Consider the following 19,613-nt stretch of genomic DNA (forward strand, 5'->3'; position numbering starts at 1 on the left):
CTGGAACCAGGCCCCGCCATGCAGATGGCGGGGCCTTTTCGTTTGACCCGAGAAAAAAGGATCGAAACTCCGCTAAAGGCCGGAGGGGTAGTGCCGTTATTGATTTCAGCAGCGGTAGCACACCCCTTGGGGGGACGCCAGCCACTGCCCCCCGAAACCGGTCAGGCTGCTCTGCCGGACACACTGCCTACAAGGAAACCGCACCATGGCACAAGTCATCAACACCAACACCATGTCGCTGAACGCCCAGCGCAACCTGGGCACCAGCGGCGCCAACCTGGCCACCACCATTCAGCGCCTGTCCTCGGGCATGCGCATCAACAGCGCCAAGGACGATGCCGCCGGCCTGGCGATCTCCGAGCGCTTCAGCACCCAGATCCGCGGCGCCAACCAGGCTGCCCGCAACGCCAACGATGGCATCTCGCTGGCCCAGACCGCCGAAGGCGCGCTGGGTGAGATCGGCAACAACCTGCAGCGCGTCCGCGAGCTGGCCGTGCAGTCGCGCAGCGCCACCAACTCCGATTCCGACCGCCAGGCCCTGAACGCCGAAGTGCAGCTGCTGAAGCAGGAAATCCAGCGCGTCGCCGAACAGACCAACTTCAACGGCACCAACCTGCTGGACGGCACCTTCACCAACCAGGCCTTCCAGATCGGCGCCAACCAGGGCCAGACGATCAACATCTCGCAGGTCGCCAACGCCAACATCAGCAAGCTGGGCAACTGGACCACCGCATCGAAAGCTGCGACCGCAACCGGCGCCGTACCGGTGGGTGGCGCAACCGCAGGCACCCCAAATGCAGCTGCGGCGACCGTCGCAGCGGGTGATTTCGCGGCAGCTACGAGCTATGCCGAGTCCACTCTGAATGTGAACGGTGTGAACGTCACCGTCGCTGCTGCAACGGGCGCGGACAATGACGCTGCTGCTGCCGACCTCATCTCGAAGATGGCTACGGCGATCAATAGCAACGCTACTCTGGCCGCTTCTGGCGTGACCATGGATGGCACTTCCGGTGTCATCTCGAACGCCGGTGCAGGCTTCAGCATGACCGGCGGCAATCTGACCGCAGCGAAGACCGTTGCTGCAGCTACCGTTCTGCCGAAGGCCGCAGACTTCTCCACTGGCGTCGCCGCTGGCGAACTTCAGATCAGCAAGAGCGATGGCTCTGGCTACGTCGACATTACCGTCGGCGGTGCAAAGACCGCAGGTGAGCGCAGCACCGCACTGGTCAACGCCATCAATGCGAAGACTCACGAGACGGGTGTCACCGCCTCGCTGGTGGAAGGCAAGCTGCAGCTGACCTCGGAAAAGGCAGACTTCGAAGTGAAGAGCAGCCTGACCGCTGACAAGCTGAAGGATGCTACCGGCCTGGCCACCGGCACCGCCAAGTTCACGGCAGGCAAGGCCGCTGAAGGCTTTGCCGATCTGGACATCTCCTCGAAGGACGGTGCCGACAACGCCATCCTGGCGATGGACGCAGCCCTGAACTCGATCAACTCCGCCCGCGCCGACCTGGGTGCGATCCAGAACCGCTTCACCTCGGTGGTTGCGAACCTGAACACCTCGTCGGAGAACATGTCGGCTGCCCGCAGCCGCATCCGCGACGTGGACTACGCTTCGGAAACCGCCGAGCTGACCCGCAACCAGATCCTGCAGCAGGCCGGTACCGCCATGCTGGCCCAGGCCAACCAGTCCAGCCAGAACGTGCTGAGCCTGCTGCGCTGATCCAGCGGTAGTACAAGGTAACAACGGGAAGGGGGCGAAAGCCCCCTTCTTCGTGCCCGGAGGCGGATTGGCATGGGCCTTGCAGATGGCTGGAGAGCGTTTCCACGCTCAAGCTCGCCCCTCCCAGGCCGATAGCAGGTGCAGGACACCCGCCCGGCCCGTCCAAGAAAAAGGATTCCCCTCATGGCCATCGGCACGATTGGTTCCGGCCTCGACATCCCCAGCCTGGTTGCACAGCTGACCGCCAAGGAACGCGAACCCCGGGAAAAGCAGATCAACTCCGCGGGCGTTGCCGCCAGCGCCAAGCTGTCGGCACTTGGCACCATCAAAAGTGGAATGACCAGCCTACAGAGCGCACTGAAGACTCTGGTCAAGGGTGTGGCCACCCCCGGCCTGAAAGTCAGCACGCCGACCGAGTCAAACTTCACTGCAACCCTGGACACCAGCACGACCGCCGGCAAGGCCGCTGCTGGCAGCCACCAGGTGGAAGTCAAATCCCTGGCGCAGAACCAGAAGCTCAGCTCCAAGGCTTATACAAAGGACGCCGTGGTTGGCGACGGAACGCTGACGATCGCATACGGCGACAAGTCCATCAGCGTGAACATCGAACCCGGCGCGACGATGGAGAAGATCGCAGCTGAGATCAATTCCGCCGCCGAGAGCAAGGGCGTTACCGCAGCCGTGGTTACCGCCGACGATGGCATGCACCTGGTATTGACCGCTGTCGATTCCGGCAGCAAGGGCGCGCTGAAGGTCAGCGCCAGTGGCGGCAATGGCGGACTCTCCGAACTGGCCTATGACGGCACATCGGCGTCGAAGATGACCGAGATGGTGCCCGCCAAGGACGCTGTGGTCGTGGTGGATGGCTTCACCCGCACCAGCAGCTCCAACACCATCACCGATCTGGTGCCCGGCATCAGCCTCACCCTGACCAAGGCGAAGGAAGGCGAGACGCAGACGCTGACCGTCACTCCGGACAACAGCACGCTGAAGACCAACCTCACGGCCTTCATCACCGCCTACAACGGCATTCAGGCGACACTGAAGAGCTCCAGCGCCTACAACGCCGAGACGCGCACTGCATCGACCATGACCGGAGATGCCATGGTCCGCGGCCTGCAGCAGCAGCTGCGCGCCCAGCTGAGTGCGAACGTCAACGATCTCAAGGATCTGGGCATCACCATTGCTGCCGATGGCAGCATGAGCCTTGATGGCGCCAAGCTCGACACGGCGTTGGCCAAGAACCCCGAGGCCGCCACCAAACTGTTCGGTGCAGAGGGCGCACTGGGCAAACCGATGACCGAACTGCTGAAGAGCAGCCTGGACGCGACCACCGGCACGATCACCCAGCGCACGGCGACCTTGAACAAGCAGATCAAGGCGCTCGAAAAGCAGCTGGACGAGCTGGACAAGAACATGGAAAAGGTGGCCGACCGCTACACCAAGCAGTTCACCGCGATGGAAAAGATGGTCACACAGATGCAATCGGCCGGCGGCTCGCTGATCCAGCAGCTCGGCAACTGATTTCCAGGCATTTTTCCTGCGCAGTCAGCGCTCAAGTAGAGCCCTGGCTGCGCCGATAACCCGTTAGACCCGTGCCGAACCCCTCCACCCACGCGGATGGGCAGGCATTCCAGGAGACTTCCCCTATGTACGGTTCCAATCGGCAGTTCGCCGAGCAGTACCGAAAAGTCGGCGTGACCACCTCGGTCGTCGATGCCGATCCACACAAGTTGGTAGCGCTGCTGCTGGCCGGTGCCTGCGAACGCATCCGCACCGCTGAAGCCTCTCTGCAACAGAATGACCAGGCGCGCAAGGGCAAAGCAATCGGCGAAGCCTGTGCGATCGTCGGCCACCTCAACGGCTCGCTCGATCACGAAGCCGGCGGCGAGATTGCCGGCAACCTGTCGGCACTGTACGACTTCGTCATCATGCGCCTGACCGAGGGCAACCTGCACAACGATCCGACCGCACTGAAAGAAGCCCTGGGCTTGATGGTGGAGATCGACTCGGCCTGGAACGCGATTCCGGCAGACCAGCGTCAGGTCACCAAAGCGGTGGCCCCATGAACCTTCAAACAATGCACGATGCCCTTGATACGCTGGAAGCCAGCCTCCCGGGCGAGGATCACGAAACCAGCGAGCGCCTGATGGCCGAACACCTGGAAGCCGTGGCCGCCCTGTCACTGGTTGTCGAGCGCCCCAGCGACGCCGCCATCCTCGCCCTGCGTGACCATCAGCAGCGTGTGCTGGCCCGCATGATCTCCCTGCGCGACGAAGCCGCCGCGCACCTGAAGCACACCGGGCGCTCCCTTCGCGCGGCACATGCCTACCTGCAGGCAGAATCGCTGGCATGACCCAATTGCCGACCACGTCGCTGCATCATCCGGCCGAAAGCGAGCTGTTCGACGAAACGCTCAGCTGCGAGCTGGCCCTGCCGGCCGAGTTCCAGGCAGGCAGCGCCGCTGGTCGTACCAGCAGTGCCGAAGGCCTGCTGCGCAGCCTGGCCCTGGTCGAGGACAGCCGTGTCGACGAGCACGACGACCGCAATGAGTCCAGCCTGCAGCTGCAGCGGCTGGAAGCCAAGCTGGATCTGGCGATGGTGCTGCTGGGCCGGCTGGTACGCCAGCAGGGCCAGGAACTGACCCTGCGCCCCGTACGCTGGTCACGCCGCGGCATCCGCCTGCAACTGGGTCCGCGCAGCGGTGCCAGTGCCGGCCAGGCCGGCGTAGTACGCCTGCAGCCCAGCGACTGGCTGCCCGACCATATCGACCTGCCCGTGGAAGTGATCGCCGAAGCGGCGGACGGTGGCGGCGGTCACTACCTGTGGCTACGTTTCCAGCGTCTTGGCGATGGACTGGAGATGGCGATGGAGCGGCATCTGTTCCGCCTGCATCGCCGCCAGGTGGCCGAAGCACGCCGCGCCCGCTGAAACCTGCCACCATGGCGGCGGATGGACAAGCCTTGGCGCGCCCGTTCAGCTAAGTTAAGGTGGACTCCCCTCACGGACCTCCAACGTGCCTGTGCGAGTTCTCATCGTCGACGATCACACCCTGGTCCGCGCCGGCCTGGCGCGGCTGCTGCAGGGGTTTGCCGACGTGCAGCTCGTCGCTGAGGCCAGCAATGCCGAGCAGGCACTGCAGCTGGCCCTGCAGCACGCCCCGGACGTGGTCCTGATGGACCTGTCACTCCCCGGCCGCACCGGCCTGGAAGCCCTCAGTGACATTCGCCTGCGCGCTCCCGGCACGCGGGTGGTGATGATGACCATGCACGACGACGCCGCGCACGTGCGCGATGCACTCGATCGCGGCGCGGTCGGGTTCCTGGTCAAGGATGCGGCGCCGCAGGAGCTGGAACTGGCGTTGCGTGCCGCGCACGCCGGACAGGTGTTCCTGAGCCCGCAGATCTCCGCCAAGATGCTGGCACCGATGCTCGGCCGCGAGAAACCCACCGGCATCGCCGCGCTGTCGCCACGCCAGCGCGAGATCCTGCGCCGCATCGGCAAGGGTGAGAGCAACAAGGAGATCGCCGCCGACCTCGGCATCAGCGTCAAGACGGTGGAGACCCACCGCGCACGCATGATGGAATCGCTCGGCTGCCGCCGCGCCAACGATCTGCTGCTGCTGGCCGCGCGCCACCAGCACGAGCTGGAGTGATTGCCTGCGAAAGGGATCTGACCCCTGCCCGGCACGGCACCGGCGACGAATTCCCGTCACCCTGACACGCTCCGACAGGAACCCGTACACGGCGCAGCCCGGTCAACCCGGCAACCACACCGAAAATCAGCAACTTAGGCGCGATCATCGTCAACATTCCGCGCCGATGTAGGGAATACCCCTACATCCTGTCAGGACATTCACGAAGGCCCTCAGGAACCCCCTGATTCCGCCCCCGCCGGATCAAAAGCAAGATGCGTTCCACAAGGCACCGGGGAGCGGTGCCGGGGAACCACGATGAAGGCTGCACTCTCGACCCAGCTGGGCCAACAACTTCACCTTACCCCGCAGTTGCTGCAGTCGATCCGGCTGCTGCAGCTCGATGGGCTGCACCTGGAACAGGAAATCCAGCGCCTGCTGGACTCCAATCCGTTGCTGGAGATCGAAGAGGCCGAAGCGCCCGCAGCCGATGCCACCGAGGCCAGCGCCACGACGATGGACACCGCCGCCTTCGACGAGCTGCCGGAGTCGTCGATGTGGGACGTGGCCGGCGCCAGCTGGCAGGACGGCGACGACGACCGCATGGCGCGCATCGCCGCCGGCGAATCGACCGACCCGCAGCTGCGTGTGCTGCAGCGCCTGTCGCTGGACATGGACGACCGCGAACTGGCGGTGGCCGCGTTCTGGCTCGATCACTGCGACGAGGCCGGCTACCTGCAGGCACCGCTGGACCAGCTGCAGTTGCTGGCCAGCGCCCAGTTCGATATCGCCGCCAACGGCGTCGAAGCCATCCGCCAGCAGCTGCTGCACGGCGAGCCCGCCGGCATGGCTGCGCAGGACCTGCGCGAAGGCCTGCAGGCGCAGCTGCGCAGCCTGCATGGCACGGTTCCCGCCCGCCATCTGGCCACCCGCATTCTCCACGGCGCACTCGAAGCACTGGCCGCACACGACTACCCCGCCCTCGCCCGCCTGCACGACGCCGAGATCGACGACGTGCGCGAAGCCGTGCGCCTGATCCTGTCGCTGCAGCCGCGCCCGGGTGACAACCTGCTGCCCGAACGCAATGCCGTGGTGGTACCGGACGTGGTCGCCTGGCACGCCGACGGCCAGTGGAAAGTCGCCCTCAACCCGGCCACCAGCCGCCGGGTCTCGATCAACAGCCAGTACGAACAGGCCTTGGCCGAGACCAGCGAGGCCGCACCGGCACTGCGCGAAATGCTGCAGGAAGCGCGCTGGTTCAGCCGCGGCCTGTCGATGCGCTACGACACACTGCTGCGCACCGCGCGGGTGATCGTCGAGCGCCAGGCCGCGTTCCTGGTGCGTGGCGAAGAGGCCATGGCGCCGCTGACCCTGAAGGAAGTGGCCGAGGAAATCGGCATGCACGAGTCCACCGTCTCGCGCATCACCACCGGCAAGTTCCTGCAGACCCCGCGCGGCACCTTCGAACTGAAGCACTTCTTCGCCGTGCGCCTGGAAGGCGCCAGCGTCTCCGGCCAGGCCGTGAAGGCCATGGTCCGCCGCCTGATCGACGCCGAACCGGCCGGCCGGCCGCTGGCCGACGAGGCCATCGCCGGCCTGCTGTCGCGCCAAGGGGTGAACATTGCCCGCCGAACCGTCGCAAAATACCGAGAACAACTGGACATCGCCCCGGCCCGTGAACGGCGCCGGCTTGGCGCCAGGCAACCGCAGCTGGCCCGGGTGGGCTGAAAAGGATGTTGGACATGAACAAGCTCACGGTCCTGTTGGTCGATGACCACGAGGGCTTCATCAATGCGGCGATGCGCCATTTCCGCAAGATCGACTGGCTGCAGATCGTCGGCAGCGCCGGCAATGGTCTGGAAGCGATCGAGCGTTCGGAAACGCTGCGCCCGCAGGTCGTATTGATGGATCTGGCCATGCCGGAGATGGGTGGCCTGCAGGCCACCCGCCTGATCAAGTCGCAGGACGATGCACCGTACATCGTGATCGCCAGCCACTTCGACGACGCCGAGCACCGCGAGCACGCGCTGCGTGCCGGCGCCGACAATTTCGTCAGCAAGCTGTCCTACATCCAGGAAGTCATGCCGATCCTGGAAGGCCTCAGGGAGGATCGATCGTGAGCGAATCGCGCATCCTGGTGCTGGACAACGACGCCGTGCGCGCAGAGCGCACCGTTGCCCTGCTGGAATTCATGGACTTCAACCCGCGCTGGGTTTCCGACGCGGCCGACTTCGACCTGGGCCGCCAGCGCCAGAACGATTGGATGGCGGTGATCGTCGGCAGCCTGGACGACAACGCCGCCAGCACCGCACTCTACAACTGGCTGGGCGGCAGCAGCCTGCCGCCACCGGTGCTGCTGGCCGATGGTGACGGGGTAACGTTTGCCCGCCAGCACGGCCTGCACGAAGCCAACATCTGGCCGCTGGAAACCCCGCTGCGCCATGCGCAGATGGAAGCCCTGCTGCGCCGCGCCAGCCTCAAGCGCCTGGACGCCGAGCACCAGGCCGGTGCCGCGCAGGATCAAGGCCCGACCGGCAACGGCCCGGCGGTGACTGCGTTGCGCACCATGATCGAGCAGGTCGCTGCGTTCGATACCACCGTACTGGTGCTGGGCGAATCCGGTACCGGCAAGGAAGTCGTGTCGCGTGCGATCCACCAGCGCTCGCCGCGCCGTGATGGCCCGTTCGTGGCGATCAACTGCGGCGCCATTCCGCCGGACCTGCTGGAAAGCGAACTGTTCGGCCACGAAAAGGGTGCGTTCACCGGCGCACTGACCGCCCGCAAGGGGCGTTTCGAAATGGCCGAGGGCGGCACCCTGCTGCTCGACGAAATCGGCGACATGAGCCTGCCGATGCAGGTAAAGCTGCTGCGTGTGCTGCAGGAACGCAGCTTCGAGCGCGTCGGCGGCAACCAGACCATCCGCTGCAACGTGCGCGTCGTGGCCGCGACCCACCGCGATCTGGAAACGCGCATCGCCGAAGGCAAGTTCCGCGAGGATCTGTTCTATCGCCTCAACGTGTTCCCGATCGACGTGCCCGCCCTGCGCGAGCGTCGCGAAGACCTGCCGGCGCTGGTGGAAACCATCGCCGCACAGTTGGCGCGCACCGGTCGTGGCGAAGTGCGCTTCACCCCGGAAGCCCTGCAGGCCCTGGCCGGCTACGAATGGCCGGGCAATGTGCGCGAACTGACCAACCTGGTCGAGCGCCTGGCGGTGCTGCATCCGGGCGGTTCAGTACGCGTGCAGGACCTGCCGGCCCGCTACCGTGGCGACACCGCACTGGCGGCGGTGGCTGCACCGGCGCCGGCAGCTACGGTTGCCAACGAAGAACGCCTGGACCTGCGCAGCTTCTCGTTCCACACCCCAGGCAGCGGCAACCAGCCGGCACTGGAGCACGGCATCGCCGTCAATCGCCCGGCGGCACCGGCGGCGCTGCCTGACGAAGGCATGGACCTGCGCAACCACATGGCCAACATCGAACTGGGCCTGATCAACGAAGCCCTGGAACGCACCCAGGGCGTGGTCGCCCACGCCGCCCAGCTGCTCGGCCTGCGCCGTACCACCCTGGTGGAAAAGCTGCGCAAGTACGGCATCGAACGCGAGCAGGCCGAACTGGCCGGCTGAAGCGCGCTACCAGCATGAAGGGGGCACGAACGCCTGGGCTTGCCCGGGCGTTCGTGTTTCCAGAACCCGGGGTCGGAGCCCTGCGCGTCTACAGCGCCGGAACGCCGGCCGCTGGACACCGCAGACGTAGGCCAGAAAACCGACGCCGGTTAAATGGCGCGTCACGGCCCAGAATCGCGCCATCTATCTATCCATGCCGTGGATCAAGCGTGTCGACCAAGGTCGACACCCACCAGGAGCAGCATGCCGACCAACGGTCGGCACCTACCAACAGCAGCGGGAAATTGTCGAAGGCGGGGTGGGTCCGGTTGCGGGGGCGTGAGCCGCATGGATGCGGCGACCGAGCTTACATGGACGTACTTGCAGCGTCCCCCGCAACCGGACCCAGCCCGACTCCCCACAGGAAACCAGCTTCTGCTGTTGCTGTTGCTGTTGCTGTTGCTCCAGCTCGTAGCAGGTGCAGGGCGCAGCCCTGCCGAACACCCCCCTCTCATGCTGCGCCGCAGAATGCATTCGGCTGAACCAGCATGCTCTACTTGAATCGATCTAAATTCACGGTCGCATGGGTCGGGCGTCATTCCAGGGGGAGCTCTCTGCCGGTTACGGCGAGGCTCAGCGGAACGGTGCAGGACGGCCCCGGCCGTCTGCCTCCGTGTCATCGACTACAGGAACCCGACATGCGTCCAGTGCCGTCCGCTCCCGCCGTCCCATTGTCTTCGCGCCCGCTGGCGCGGCTGGCCTGCCTGCTCGCACTGTCGGCGTCGCCGATGCTGCTGCAGGCCGCGCCGGCAGCACTGGAGCGCGAGGTCAACACCTTCATCGGCAGCAAGGACGACGGCAACACGTTCCCGGGCGCGTCGGCACCGTTCGGCCTGATCCAGGTCAGCCCGATCGGCAGCCACTACTCGGGCTGGCGCTACGACGACGAGAAGATCCGCGGTTTCGGCCACTCCTTCATCTCCGGCGCAGGTTGCTGGGAGCAGGGCGGCCAGGTGTCGGTGCTGCCGGTGACCGGTTCGATCGGCCCGGGCGGCGATTTCGATACCGGCAACGCCAAGCAGTTTGACCACAAGGCGTATGCCTCGTCGTACACCCATGACGGCGAGGTCGGCCAGGCCGGCTATTACAAAGTGCGGCTGACCAGCTACGGCGGCATCGACGCAGAATCGACCGCACGTACGCGCGCCGCAGCCGAGCGCTACACCTTCAGCCAGCGCCAGGGCGATGGCCACGTGCTGGTCAATGTCGGCCAGGCCAACGAGCGCCATTCGGTGATCGGCAGCGTGGTCGATGTGGTCGGCGACCGCGTGGTGGAAGGCAAGCTGGTCACCAAGAGTTTCTGTGGCGGCCACCAGTACACCACCTGGTTCCGCATCGAGTTCGATCGCCCGTTCAAGGCGCATGGCACTTGGGGCGAGGGTGGTGGCCTGCCGGGCGCACGCCACAGCATGGAAGGCGAACAGAAGCCGAATGGGGCCTGGCTCAGCTTTGATCTGGCCAAGGGCCAGTCGGTGACGGCGGTCAGCGCGATCTCGCACGTGGATGCCGAAGGCGCGCGCATCAACCTGCGCGCGGACGGCATGCAGGATGGGGCGCTGCTCGGTTTCGACCGCATGCGTGCGTTGTCCCAGCAATCCTGGCGCGAGCAGCTGGGCCGGGTGCGCGTGCAGGGTGGCAACGCCGACGACCGCGCGGTGTTCTACAGCGCGGTCTACCACGCGCTGCTGCAGCCGATGACCGGCAACGACGCCGACGGCCGCTACCGCGGCTATGACGATGGTATCCACCGTGCCGACGGCTGGACCTACTACGAGTACTTCTCGCTGTGGGATACCTACCGCGCGCAGAACCAGTGGCTGGCGCTGACCCGCCCGGACGTGGCACGCGATATCGGCCGTACCCTGCTGGCGATCGACGAGCAGGGTGGTTGGCTGCCGCGCTGGGGCTATGCCAACTTCGAGACCAACATCATGACCGGCGACCCGGTCACCCCGTTCATGGTCGACCTGTGGCGCTTCGGCGCCCTCAAGGGCCGTGAATCGCAGGCCTGGGATGCGCTGCGCCGCAACGCCTTCGGCACGCCCCCGTTGATCTCGCGCATGGCCGGCCGTTCCGGCAACCCGACCTATCTGGACAAGGGCTACGTGGTCTACGACCGCGCGTTCCCGTCCAAGGGCATGGACGTCGATCCGCACCATGGCGGTTCGGCCACCTTGGAATACGCGCTGGCCGACTGTGCGCTTTCGCAGATGGCCGATGGCCTCGGCCACGCGCAGGACGCGGCGACGCTGCGTGAGCGCGGCCGCAACTGGCGCAAGGTGTGGGACCCGCAGGTGCGTGACGCCGAGACCGGCTTCACCGGTTTTCCGCGCCCGCGCACCGAAGATGGCCAGTGGTACACGCCGGCCGATGGCCACTACAGCCCGCGCTCGCATCACGGTTTCCATGAAGGCACAGCGTGGCAGTACCAGTGGCTGGCGCAGCAGGACGTGCCGGGCCTGGTCGAGGCGATGGACGGCCGCGAACAGGCCGGCCGCCGCCTCGATGCCTTCTTCGCGATGGACGCGCTGCAGGCCGACCCGCTCAATGCCGCCCGCAAAGAGTGGGTGGTCGGGCCGTACAGCTATTACAACCAGTTCCGATACAACCCGAACAACGAGCCCGACCTGCACTCGCCGTGGCTGTACACGCTGATCGGCCAGCCGTGGAAGACCGCCGCCGTGGTGCGCGCCGCGCAGCAGTTGTTCACCAATGCGCCCAACGGCGTGACCGGCAACGACGACCTCGGCACGATGTCGGCCTGGTACCTGTTCAGTGCCATCGGCGTGTATCCGGCGGTGCCCGGCAGCGGCCAGTTCCTGCTGCACACCCCGCGCTTCAGCAAGGTGGAAGTGGACATGGGCAACGGCCGCACCCTGCGCATCGACGCGCCGGGCGCCGATGGCCGCCGCCTGCAGTATGTGCAGGGCGTCCAGGTCGATGGCCAGGCGCATGCACCGGTATGGCTGGACTGGAACCGCCTGCAGCAGGGCCCGCGCCTGCACTTCGCGCTCGACGCGAAGGCGCCGGAGCAGGGCTGGGGTACGGCGGTGAAGGACCTGCCGGTGTCCTGGTGCGCGGCACCGGGCAGCCAGCTGCGCTGAGCCGGACTGTGCCGTTCGCGGTCACCCAGCGAACGGCACGGCACGACACGGCCCTGATCCATTAGGCTTGAGCCTCCAGCGGAGTCCGGGAAGACGATGAACGACAACGGCAGCAGTCCCAGCAAGCGCGCCGGCAAGGCGGTGACGGTGACCGACATCGCGCGTGCCATCGGCGTGTCACGGGCGACCGTGTCGCTGGTGCTGCGTGGCAGCCCACTGGTCAACGTCGATACCCGCGCCAAGGTCGAGGCCGAACTGCGTCGCCAGCGCTATGTCTACAACCGCGCGGCGGCCAACCTGCGTCGTCGTACCTCGTCAAGCATCGCGCTGGTGATCAACGATCTGTCCAACCCGTTCTTCGCCGAATTCGCCTCCGGCGTGGACGAGGCGTTGGGCGGGCGCGGCTACGTGACCCTGCTGGGCAGTACCGGTGAATCGCCGGAGCGCCAGCAGGCGGTGCTGTCCACGCTGATGGAACACACCCCGGCCGGCTTGATCCTGTCGCCGGCCGAGGGCAGCGATACCGCGCAGTTGCGGCAGGCGTTGGGTGCCAATGCCAACGTGCTGCTGTTCAATCGTGAACTGGACGGCGCCGACTGGGACTTCCTGACCTTGGACAACCAGCACGGTGCCTATCTGGCCACGCGCCACCTGATCGAGCGCGGCCATCGCCAGATTGCCTTCTTCGGCGGCCATGCTGCATCGAGCTCGTGCCACCAGCGCCGCGCCGGTTTCCAGCAGGCGCTGGCCGAAGCGGGCCTGTCACTGCCGCCGGGTTGGATGATCGAGTCGGCGCCGAACCGCCTGGAAGCCGCGGCGCGTACCGATGAATTGTTTGCCGACGGCCATCGCCCGAGTGCGGCGGTCTGCTACAACGACACCGTCGCGCTGGGCCTGATGCTGGGCTTGAATTCACGTGGCATCCGTCCGGGCGGTGATTTTGCCGTTACCGGTTTCGATGATATTTCCGAGGCGTCGGTCGCGGTACCGCCACTGACCACGCTCACCGCCGATCCGCGCGAGCGGGGTCGGCAAGCTGCCGCGCTGCTGCTGCAACGATTGGACGAACCGGACGCGCCGCCACGGCGCACGGTCGCGCCGGTGCAGCTGCGCATCCGCGAAAGCAGCGCCGCACGACCGAACTGATTTCTTCCATATATCCCTTCCACGCAACAACGACCTTCCGCGCATCGAGGCGCGTACCGCATGCCGATCTCCGCAACGCCCCGTCCAACGGGATCTTCGGGCAACGCACCCGCCGTCACCAACGGCAAGGCGCTGGCTGTCGTCACCACGATCTTCTTCATGTGGGGCTTCCTGACCTGCCTCAATGACATCCTGATCCCGCACCTGAAGGCGGTGTTCGAGCTGAACTACGCCAAGGCGATGCTGGTGCAGTTCACCTTCTTCGGCACCTATTTCCTGATGTCGCTGCCGGCGGGTCGCCTGGTGGCGGCGCTGGGCTACAAGAAGGGCATCGTGGCCGGCCTGGTGATCGCCGGTATCGGTGCGCTGGGCTTCTGGCCCGCGGCCGAGCTGCGCGTGTACGGCGCCTTCCTTGGTGCGCTGTTCGTGCTGGCTACCGGCATCACCGTGCTGCAGGTCGCTGCCAATCCCTACGTCGCGCTGCTGGGCCCGGAGCAGACCAGTTCCAGCCGCCTGACCCTGGCGCAGGCACTGAACTCGCTGGGCACGGCCATCGCCCCGATCTTCGGCGGCATGCTGATCCTGTCCAACACGGTCAAGAGCGCTGACGACATCGCGGCGCTGCCGGCCGCCGAACAGCTGGCCTACCGCGCCGCCGAGGCGCAGGCGGTGCAGGGCCCGTACGTGGGCCTGGCGGTTGCGCTGGTGCTGCTGGCGCTGTTCGTGTTCCTGTTCCGCCTGCCGGCGCTGAGCGACGCCACCGAGCAGGCCGACCAGGGCCACCATCACAGCTACCTGGATGCGCTGCGCAAGCGCCACCTGCTGCTGGGCGTGCTCGGCATCTTCTTCTACGTCGGTGCCGAAGTGTCGATCGGCAGCTTCCTGGTCAATTACCTGTCGATGCCGAACATCGGTGGCTTCAGCGAACAGGAGGCCACCCATTACGTGTCGGCCTACTGGACGATGGCGATGATCGGCCGCTTCGCGGGCTCCGCGCTGCTGGCACGCTTCTCGCCGAGCCGACTGCTGGCGATCTTCGCGCTGGTCAACGTGGCCCTGCTGGTCACGACCATGCTGAGCTCCGGCAACATCGCGCTGTACTCGGTGGTGGCGATCGGCCTGTTCAATTCGATCATGTTCCCGACCATCTTCGCACTGAGCATCGAGCGCCTGGGCCCGCTGACCAACAAGGGCTCCAGCCTGCTGATCATGGCCATCGTCGGTGGCGCCGTGGTGCCGTACCTGCAGGGCGTGCTGGCCGACCACATTGGTGTGCAGGCCAGCTTCATCCTGCCGCTGCTGTGCTACGGCTACATCATCTTCTACGGACTGGTCGGCGCACGTACGCCGGCTTCCGCAACGCAGGGAGGCTGAGTCCGGAATGGGTTCCATCGTTTGCTTCGGCGAAATTTTGATCGATCTACTAGCGCAGCCGCCGGCTTCGACCGACACCCCGCGCGCGTTCCTGCAGTACGCCGGCGGCGCGCCGGCCAATGTTGCGGTGGCGGCAGCGCGCCTTGGTGCGAAGACCCAGTTCGTCGGCATGCTGGGCCGCGACATGTTCGGTGACTTCCTGGCCGAAAGCCTGGTCGAACACGGCGTCGGCACGGATTACATCGTGCGCACCGATGCGGCCAAGACCGCACTGGCCTTCGTCGCGCTGGATGCCAGCGGCGAGCGCAGCTTCAGTTTCTACCGCCCGCCGGCGGCCGACCTGCTGTTCCGTGACAGCGACTTCCAGGCCGCGTGCTTCGACAGCGCGCAGTGCTTCCATGTCTGCTCCAACAGCCTGACCGAGCCGGCCATTGCCGAGGCGACCTTCGCCGGCATGGATCGTGCGCGTGCAGCCGGCGCGGTGGTCAGCCTGGACCTCAACCTGCGTCCCGCCTTGTGGCCGGCCAACGAGGACCCGACGCCGCGCCTGTGGCAGGCGCTGGAACGCGCCGACCTGGTCAAGCTGTCGCGCGAGGAGTTGGATTACCTGGCGGCACCGCTGGGTGCCGATGGCGAGGCAGTGGTGCTGAAGCGCCTGCTGGCCGCGCAGGCGCGCTGGGTAATCGTTACCGATGGTGCGGCCACGCTGCACTGGTATACGCGCGACGACCACGGCACGGTCACCAGCTTCCGTGTGACCACCGTCGATACCACGGCCGCCGGCGATGCATTCGTCGGTGGCGTGCTGGTCGGACTGCTGGAGCGCGGCGGGGCCGGTGCAGGCTTTGCAGCGTTCTGCCAGGACCCGGAGGCGATCGCCGCCACGCTGCGCTTCGGTGCCGCGGTCGGCGCTCTGGCTGTTACCCGCAAGGGCGCGTTCGCCGCGATGCCCTCGCTCGATGAAGTGCAGCAGCTGCTGCAGGCCCAGGACATTACCGCATGAGCACCTCGCCCGATTTCCGTTCACCCGCGTTCCTGCGTGCGCATATCGCCGACACGATGGCGTTCTACCACCCGCGCTGCATCGATCCGAACGGCGGCTTCTTCCACTACTTCCGTGATGACGGCAGCATCTACGATGCCAGCCACCGCCACCTGGTGAGCAGCACCCGTTTCGTCTTCAACTACGCGATGGCATACCGCGAGTTCGGCAACGCCGAATACCGCGACGCAGTCGAGCATGGCGTGCGCTATCTGCGCGAGGTGCATCGCAATCCGGCCACCGGTGGCTACGCCTGGACCCTGCGCGACGGCAAGGTCGAGGACGACATGAACCACTGCTATGGCGTGGCGTTCGTGCTGCTGGCCTACAGCTGTGCGCTGAAGGCCGGCATCGAGCAGGCGCGCGCCTGGATGGACGAGACCTGGCAACTGCTGGAAGCGCGCTTCTGGGAGCCGCAGCACGGCCTGTACAAGGACGAGGCCGACGGCCAGTGGAACTTCACCGGCTATCGCGGCCAGAACGCCAACATGCACATGTGCGAGGCGATGCTGGCGGCGTTCGAGGCCAGCGGCGAACCGCGTTACGTCGAGCGTGCGCTGCAGCTGGCCGACAACATGACCCGCCGCCAGGCCGCCAAGGCTGGCGGCCTGGTCTGGGAGCACTACGATTCCAACTGGGAGATCGACTGGGACTACAACCTGGACGATCCCAAGCACCTGTTCCGCCCGTGGGGCTTCCAGCCGGGGCATCAGACCGAGTGGGCCAAGCTGCTGCTGATCCTCGATCGCCACGTGCAGGCCGACTGGCTGGTGCCGACCGCGCAGCGTCTGTTCGACGTGGCCGTGGCGCGCAGCTGGGATGAGGCACGTGGTGGCCTCTACTACGGCTTCGCACCGGAATCGCGCCGGCAGCCGGGCATGGATGGCGCGCCGATCGGTGGCGACAGCTTCGTCTGCGACGACGACAAGTACTTCTGGGTGCAGGCCGAAACGCTGGCCACCGCCGCACTGATGGCCAAGCGCACCGGTGATGACCGCTACTGGCAGTGGTACGAGCGCATCTGGGCGTACGCGTGGGAGCACTTCGTCGACCATCAGTACGGCGCCTGGTTCCGCATCCTCGATGCCGACAACCGCAAGTACAGCGACGAGAAGAGCCCGGCCGGCAAGGTGGATTACCACACCATGGGTGCGTGCTACGAAGTGTTGAACGTCGTGCGTTGAGGTCTGCCGCGCTGCGCGCTCGCCGGACGTGGTCCGGCGCTACCGTGGCGTGTTGAATTGGTAGCGCCGGGCCATGCCCGGCGGAAAAACAGGAGCATCCCGTGCATCGCCTTCCCCTCGTTGTCCGCCTGCTCCTGCTGCTGATCGCGGCCTCCGCCTTCCCGGCAACTGCGGCGCCGCTACAGGCACAGTGGGAATTCCGCATGCTGCCCGGCGACGCGCAGGGCGCCGCCCACCCGGGTCTGCAGCAATGGCGTGCGGCCACGGTGCCGGGCAGCGTGCACACCGACCTGCTGGCGCATGCGCTGATCCGCGACCCGTACGTGGGTGCGCCCGAAGCCGAGCTGCAATGGATCGGCCTGGCGGCCTGGGAGTACCGCGCGCGCTTCGACGTGGATGCGGCGACGCTGGCCAAGCCCAATGCCGAACTGCGCTTCGACGGGCTGGACACTTATGCCGAAGTCAGCCTCAACGGCAAGCCGCTGCTGCGTGCGGACAACGCGCACCGCACGTGGCGTGCGCGCGTGGATGGGCGCCTGCGCGCGAACGGCAATGAACTGCAGATCGTGTTCCGTTCGCCGATCCGCACGCTGCTTCCGGGCGTACAGGCGATGCCGCACAAGATCGCCGGCAACTATCCTTCGCCGTATGGCGACGAGCCGAAGGACGCGATGGTCGGCAACTTCGCGCGCAAGCCGGCTTACCACTTCGGCTGGGACTGGGGCCCGCGCTATGTCACCGCCGGCGTCTGGCGCGGTGTCGACCTGCAGGCCTGGGATACGCATCGATTGGCTGATCTGGCGGTGCGCACTGATGCATTGAGCGCGCAGCAGGCGAAGCTGACGGTGCTGCTGCAGGTGGAGCAGGGCGCGGCGGCGGGCTCGGCCTTGGTGAATGTGGATGTGCAGGATCCGCAGGGCCGCAGCGTGGCCCGGGTGAAGCGCACGGTGCTGCTGAAGCCCGGCCAGAACGCCGTCGAAGTACCGGTCGAACTGGTCAAGCCGCAGCGCTGGTGGCCGGTCGGCCACGGTGCACAGGACCGCTACACCGTGCAGGCCCGCCTGGATGATGGCGCCGATGCAACGCGGGCGCGCGAGCAGCGCATCGGCCTGCGCACGGTTGAACTTCGCCGCGAGGAAGACGGCAAGGGTGGGCAGGGCTTCGCCTTCGTCATCAACGGTGTGGAGATCTTTGCCAAGGGCGCCAACGTCATTCCTTTCGACGCCTTCCCCGCACGCGTCGATGCCGCACGCCTGCGCCAGGTGCTGACCGCCGCGCGCGATGCCAACATGAACATGCTGCGCAACTGGGGCGGCGGCTACTACGAGGATGATGCGTTCTTCGACATCGCCGATGAGCTGGGCCTGCTGGTCTGGCAGGACTTCATGTTCGGTGGTGGCATGCAGCCGGGCTACGATCCGGCGTTCCGCGCCAGCGTGGTGGCCGAGGCGCGCGACAACGTGCGCCGCCTGCGGCACCACCCCAGCATCGTACTGTGGTGTGGCAACAACGAGGAAGAGACCGCCTGGAAGGACTGGGGCCATGGTCGCGACCTGAAGGCGGCCGACCCGGCGTTTGCAGCGAAGGTGTGGCAGGGCTATGTCGACCTGTTCGGCAATGACCTGCGCCAGGTAGTAGGTGAGGAGGGGTTGGGCGTGCCGTACTGGTCCAGCTCGCCCAGCAACGACCTGGATGAGAAAGCCAACGATTCCAACCGTGGCGACAAGCACTACTGGCAGGTCTGGGGCAATCCGGCGCTGCCGGTGCAGGCCTACCTGCGCGAGACGCCGCGCTTCATGTCCGAGTACGGGCTGCAGGCGTGGCCGTCGGTGGCGACGGTGGACCAGATCGCCACCCGCGCCGAGCAGCGCATCGACAGCCCGGTGATTCGCGCGCACCAGAAGTTCATGGCGGGCGAGGGCAACAGCCGCCTGCTGCACTACATCGAACTGGGTTACGGCACGCCGAAGGACTTCGAGGACTTCGTCTACCTGAGCCAGGTGATGCAGGCCGATGGCATCGCGCTGGCGGCATTGCATCACCGCGCCTCGCGGCCGTACACGATGGGCTCGCTGTACTGGCAGCTCAACGACGTCTGGCCGGGTGCTTCCTGGTCCAGCGTGGACTATTCTGGCCGCTGGAAGGCACTGCATTTCGCCGCGCGGCGCTTCTTCGCGCCGGTGGCGGTGGCGGCGCTGCGTGACGAGGGCAGCACGCGGGTGCGCCTGATCAATGATGGCGCCGCGCAGGATGCGCGTTGGCGGCTGCGGGTGATGGACATGGACGGCAAGGTGCTGCGTCGACGCGAGGACGCGGTGACGTTGACGGCGTCAGGCGTCACCTCGATCGGTGATTTCCGCGACGCGGAGCTGCTGGCCGGTGCCGACCCGAAGCGCACGGTGGCCGTGTTCGAGCTGCTGCAGAATGGGGCGGTGAGCGCGCGGCAGGTGGTCGGATTCGTCGAAGCCAAGGACCAGGTGTTGCCGCGGCAGAAGCTCAAGGCCACCTTGTCCATCGAAGGCGGCCACTATCGACTACGGCTGGAAAGCGCGGCGTACGTGCGCGCGGCGTGGATTGATTTCGGTGCGTTGGATGTGCAGGTCGAAGACAACCTGCTGGACCTGCTGCCGGGCGAAACCCGCGATATCGCCGTACGCGGCCCGGTGGATCTGGTTACCCTGCGCGAAGCGCTGAAGGTGAAAACCCTCAACGACCGTTGAGGGCATCCGCCGGCCTGCGTATCGA

General features: G+C 66.4%; 14 protein-coding genes and 1 pseudogene. All 15 read left to right on the forward strand.

The genetic code is table 11. The annotated features are described in order from the left end of the window. Positions 1-205: 205 nt before the first annotated feature. The 15 genes and pseudogenes from N5D45_RS02285 to N5D45_RS02355 all read left to right on the forward strand — a co-directional run bounded on the left by N5D45_RS02285 (position 206) and on the right by N5D45_RS02355 (position 19,588). Positions 206-1,723 (forward strand): flagellin, encoded by a 1,518-nt coding sequence (locus tag N5D45_RS02285; RefSeq protein ID WP_228355311.1) that lies wholly within the window; start codon positions 206-208, stop codon positions 1,721-1,723. Positions 1,724-1,906: 183 nt separating this feature from the next. Beyond that, positions 1,907-3,247 (forward strand): flagellar filament capping protein FliD, encoded by a 1,341-nt coding sequence (gene fliD / locus N5D45_RS02290; RefSeq protein ID WP_071229195.1) that lies wholly within the window; start codon positions 1,907-1,909, stop codon positions 3,245-3,247. A gap of 125 nt (positions 3,248-3,372) precedes the next feature. Continuing rightward, a complete protein-coding gene (fliS, locus tag N5D45_RS02295; RefSeq protein WP_049398118.1) occupies positions 3,373-3,792 on the forward strand; it encodes a flagellar export chaperone FliS in 420 nt (139 codons plus the stop codon). Next, positions 3,789-4,079 (forward strand): hypothetical protein, encoded by a 291-nt coding sequence (locus N5D45_RS02300; RefSeq protein ID WP_125437034.1) that lies wholly within the window; start codon positions 3,789-3,791, stop codon positions 4,077-4,079. Before fliS ends, N5D45_RS02300 begins: the two co-directional genes overlap by 4 nt. Beyond that, a complete protein-coding gene (locus N5D45_RS02305; RefSeq protein WP_019336599.1) occupies positions 4,076-4,654 on the forward strand; it encodes a PilZ domain-containing protein in 579 nt (192 codons plus the stop codon). The genes N5D45_RS02300 and N5D45_RS02305 overlap by 4 nt, the downstream gene beginning before the upstream one ends. Positions 4,655-4,745: 91 nt before the next feature. Continuing rightward, entirely contained in the window at positions 4,746-5,378 is a 633-nt protein-coding gene (locus tag N5D45_RS02310; RefSeq protein ID WP_010485918.1) for a response regulator transcription factor, read from the forward strand. A 297-nt stretch (positions 5,379-5,675) separates the two neighbouring features. Beyond that, on the forward strand, positions 5,676-7,085 hold the full coding sequence (gene rpoN / locus N5D45_RS02315) for an RNA polymerase factor sigma-54 (RefSeq protein ID WP_057503504.1): 1,410 nt from the start codon (positions 5,676-5,678) through the stop codon (positions 7,083-7,085). Positions 7,086-7,099: 14 nt separating this feature from the next. Then, a complete protein-coding gene (locus N5D45_RS02320; protein ID WP_010485922.1) occupies positions 7,100-7,477 on the forward strand; it encodes a response regulator transcription factor in 378 nt (125 codons plus the stop codon). After that, on the forward strand, positions 7,474-8,979 hold the full coding sequence (locus N5D45_RS02325) for a sigma-54 dependent transcriptional regulator (RefSeq protein WP_049453781.1): 1,506 nt from the start codon (positions 7,474-7,476) through the stop codon (positions 8,977-8,979). Before N5D45_RS02320 ends, N5D45_RS02325 begins: the two co-directional genes overlap by 4 nt. An 803-nt stretch (positions 8,980-9,782) precedes the next feature. Next, positions 9,783-12,122, forward strand: a pseudogene (locus N5D45_RS02330) (GH92 family glycosyl hydrolase); the annotation flags it as partial. Between the two features lie 96 nt (positions 12,123-12,218). Beyond that, positions 12,219-13,268 (forward strand): LacI family DNA-binding transcriptional regulator, encoded by a 1,050-nt coding sequence (locus N5D45_RS02335; RefSeq protein WP_010482566.1) that lies wholly within the window; start codon positions 12,219-12,221, stop codon positions 13,266-13,268. A 60-nt stretch (positions 13,269-13,328) separates the two neighbouring features. Further along, the gene (gene fucP / locus N5D45_RS02340) at positions 13,329-14,642 is read left to right on the forward strand and encodes an L-fucose:H+ symporter permease (RefSeq protein ID WP_049409375.1); all 1,314 of its coding nucleotides are present in this window, start codon (positions 13,329-13,331) and stop codon (positions 14,640-14,642) included. A gap of 7 nt (positions 14,643-14,649) precedes the next feature. Beyond that, positions 14,650-15,645 carry a carbohydrate kinase gene (locus N5D45_RS02345; RefSeq protein ID WP_279938410.1) on the forward strand — a complete coding sequence of 332 codons (996 nt, stop codon included), beginning with the start codon at positions 14,650-14,652 and terminating at the stop codon, positions 15,643-15,645. Further along, positions 15,642-16,868, forward strand: coding sequence for an AGE family epimerase/isomerase (locus tag N5D45_RS02350; protein WP_279938411.1), 1,227 nt, complete (start codon positions 15,642-15,644; stop codon positions 16,866-16,868). The genes N5D45_RS02345 and N5D45_RS02350 overlap by 4 nt, the downstream gene beginning before the upstream one ends. 101 nt (positions 16,869-16,969) lie before the next feature. Further along, positions 16,970-19,588, forward strand: a complete 2,619-nt coding sequence (locus tag N5D45_RS02355) for a glycoside hydrolase family 2 protein (RefSeq protein ID WP_279938412.1) — start codon at positions 16,970-16,972, stop codon at positions 19,586-19,588. Positions 19,589-19,613: the final 25 nt, after the last annotated feature.

Origin of the sequence: Stenotrophomonas sp. GD03819 (assembly GCF_029841665.1) — a bacterium.
GTDB lineage: Bacteria > Pseudomonadota > Gammaproteobacteria > Xanthomonadales > Xanthomonadaceae > Stenotrophomonas > Stenotrophomonas geniculata.

Excerpts from the sequence above, each read along its gene's own strand:
- N5D45_RS02285 (WP_228355311.1), top strand. The coding sequence starts at position 206 with ATGGCACAAGTCATCAACACCAACACCATGTCGCTGAACGCCCAGCGC.
- N5D45_RS02305 (WP_019336599.1), top strand. The coding sequence starts at position 4,076 with ATGACCCAATTGCCGACCACGTCGCTGCATCATCCGGCCGAAAGCGAG.
- N5D45_RS02320 (WP_010485922.1), top strand. The coding sequence starts at position 7,100 with ATGAACAAGCTCACGGTCCTGTTGGTCGATGACCACGAGGGCTTCATC.
- fliD (WP_071229195.1), top strand. The coding sequence starts at position 1,907 with ATGGCCATCGGCACGATTGGTTCCGGCCTCGACATCCCCAGCCTGGTT.
- N5D45_RS02345 (WP_279938410.1), top strand. The coding sequence starts at position 14,650 with ATGGGTTCCATCGTTTGCTTCGGCGAAATTTTGATCGATCTACTAGCG.
- fliS (WP_049398118.1), top strand. The coding sequence starts at position 3,373 with ATGTACGGTTCCAATCGGCAGTTCGCCGAGCAGTACCGAAAAGTCGGC.
- N5D45_RS02300 (WP_125437034.1), top strand. The coding sequence starts at position 3,789 with ATGAACCTTCAAACAATGCACGATGCCCTTGATACGCTGGAAGCCAGC.
- fucP (WP_049409375.1), top strand. The coding sequence starts at position 13,329 with ATGCCGATCTCCGCAACGCCCCGTCCAACGGGATCTTCGGGCAACGCA.
- N5D45_RS02335 (WP_010482566.1), top strand. The coding sequence starts at position 12,219 with ATGAACGACAACGGCAGCAGTCCCAGCAAGCGCGCCGGCAAGGCGGTG.
- rpoN (WP_057503504.1), top strand. The coding sequence starts at position 5,676 with ATGAAGGCTGCACTCTCGACCCAGCTGGGCCAACAACTTCACCTTACC.
- N5D45_RS02350 (WP_279938411.1), top strand. The coding sequence starts at position 15,642 with ATGAGCACCTCGCCCGATTTCCGTTCACCCGCGTTCCTGCGTGCGCAT.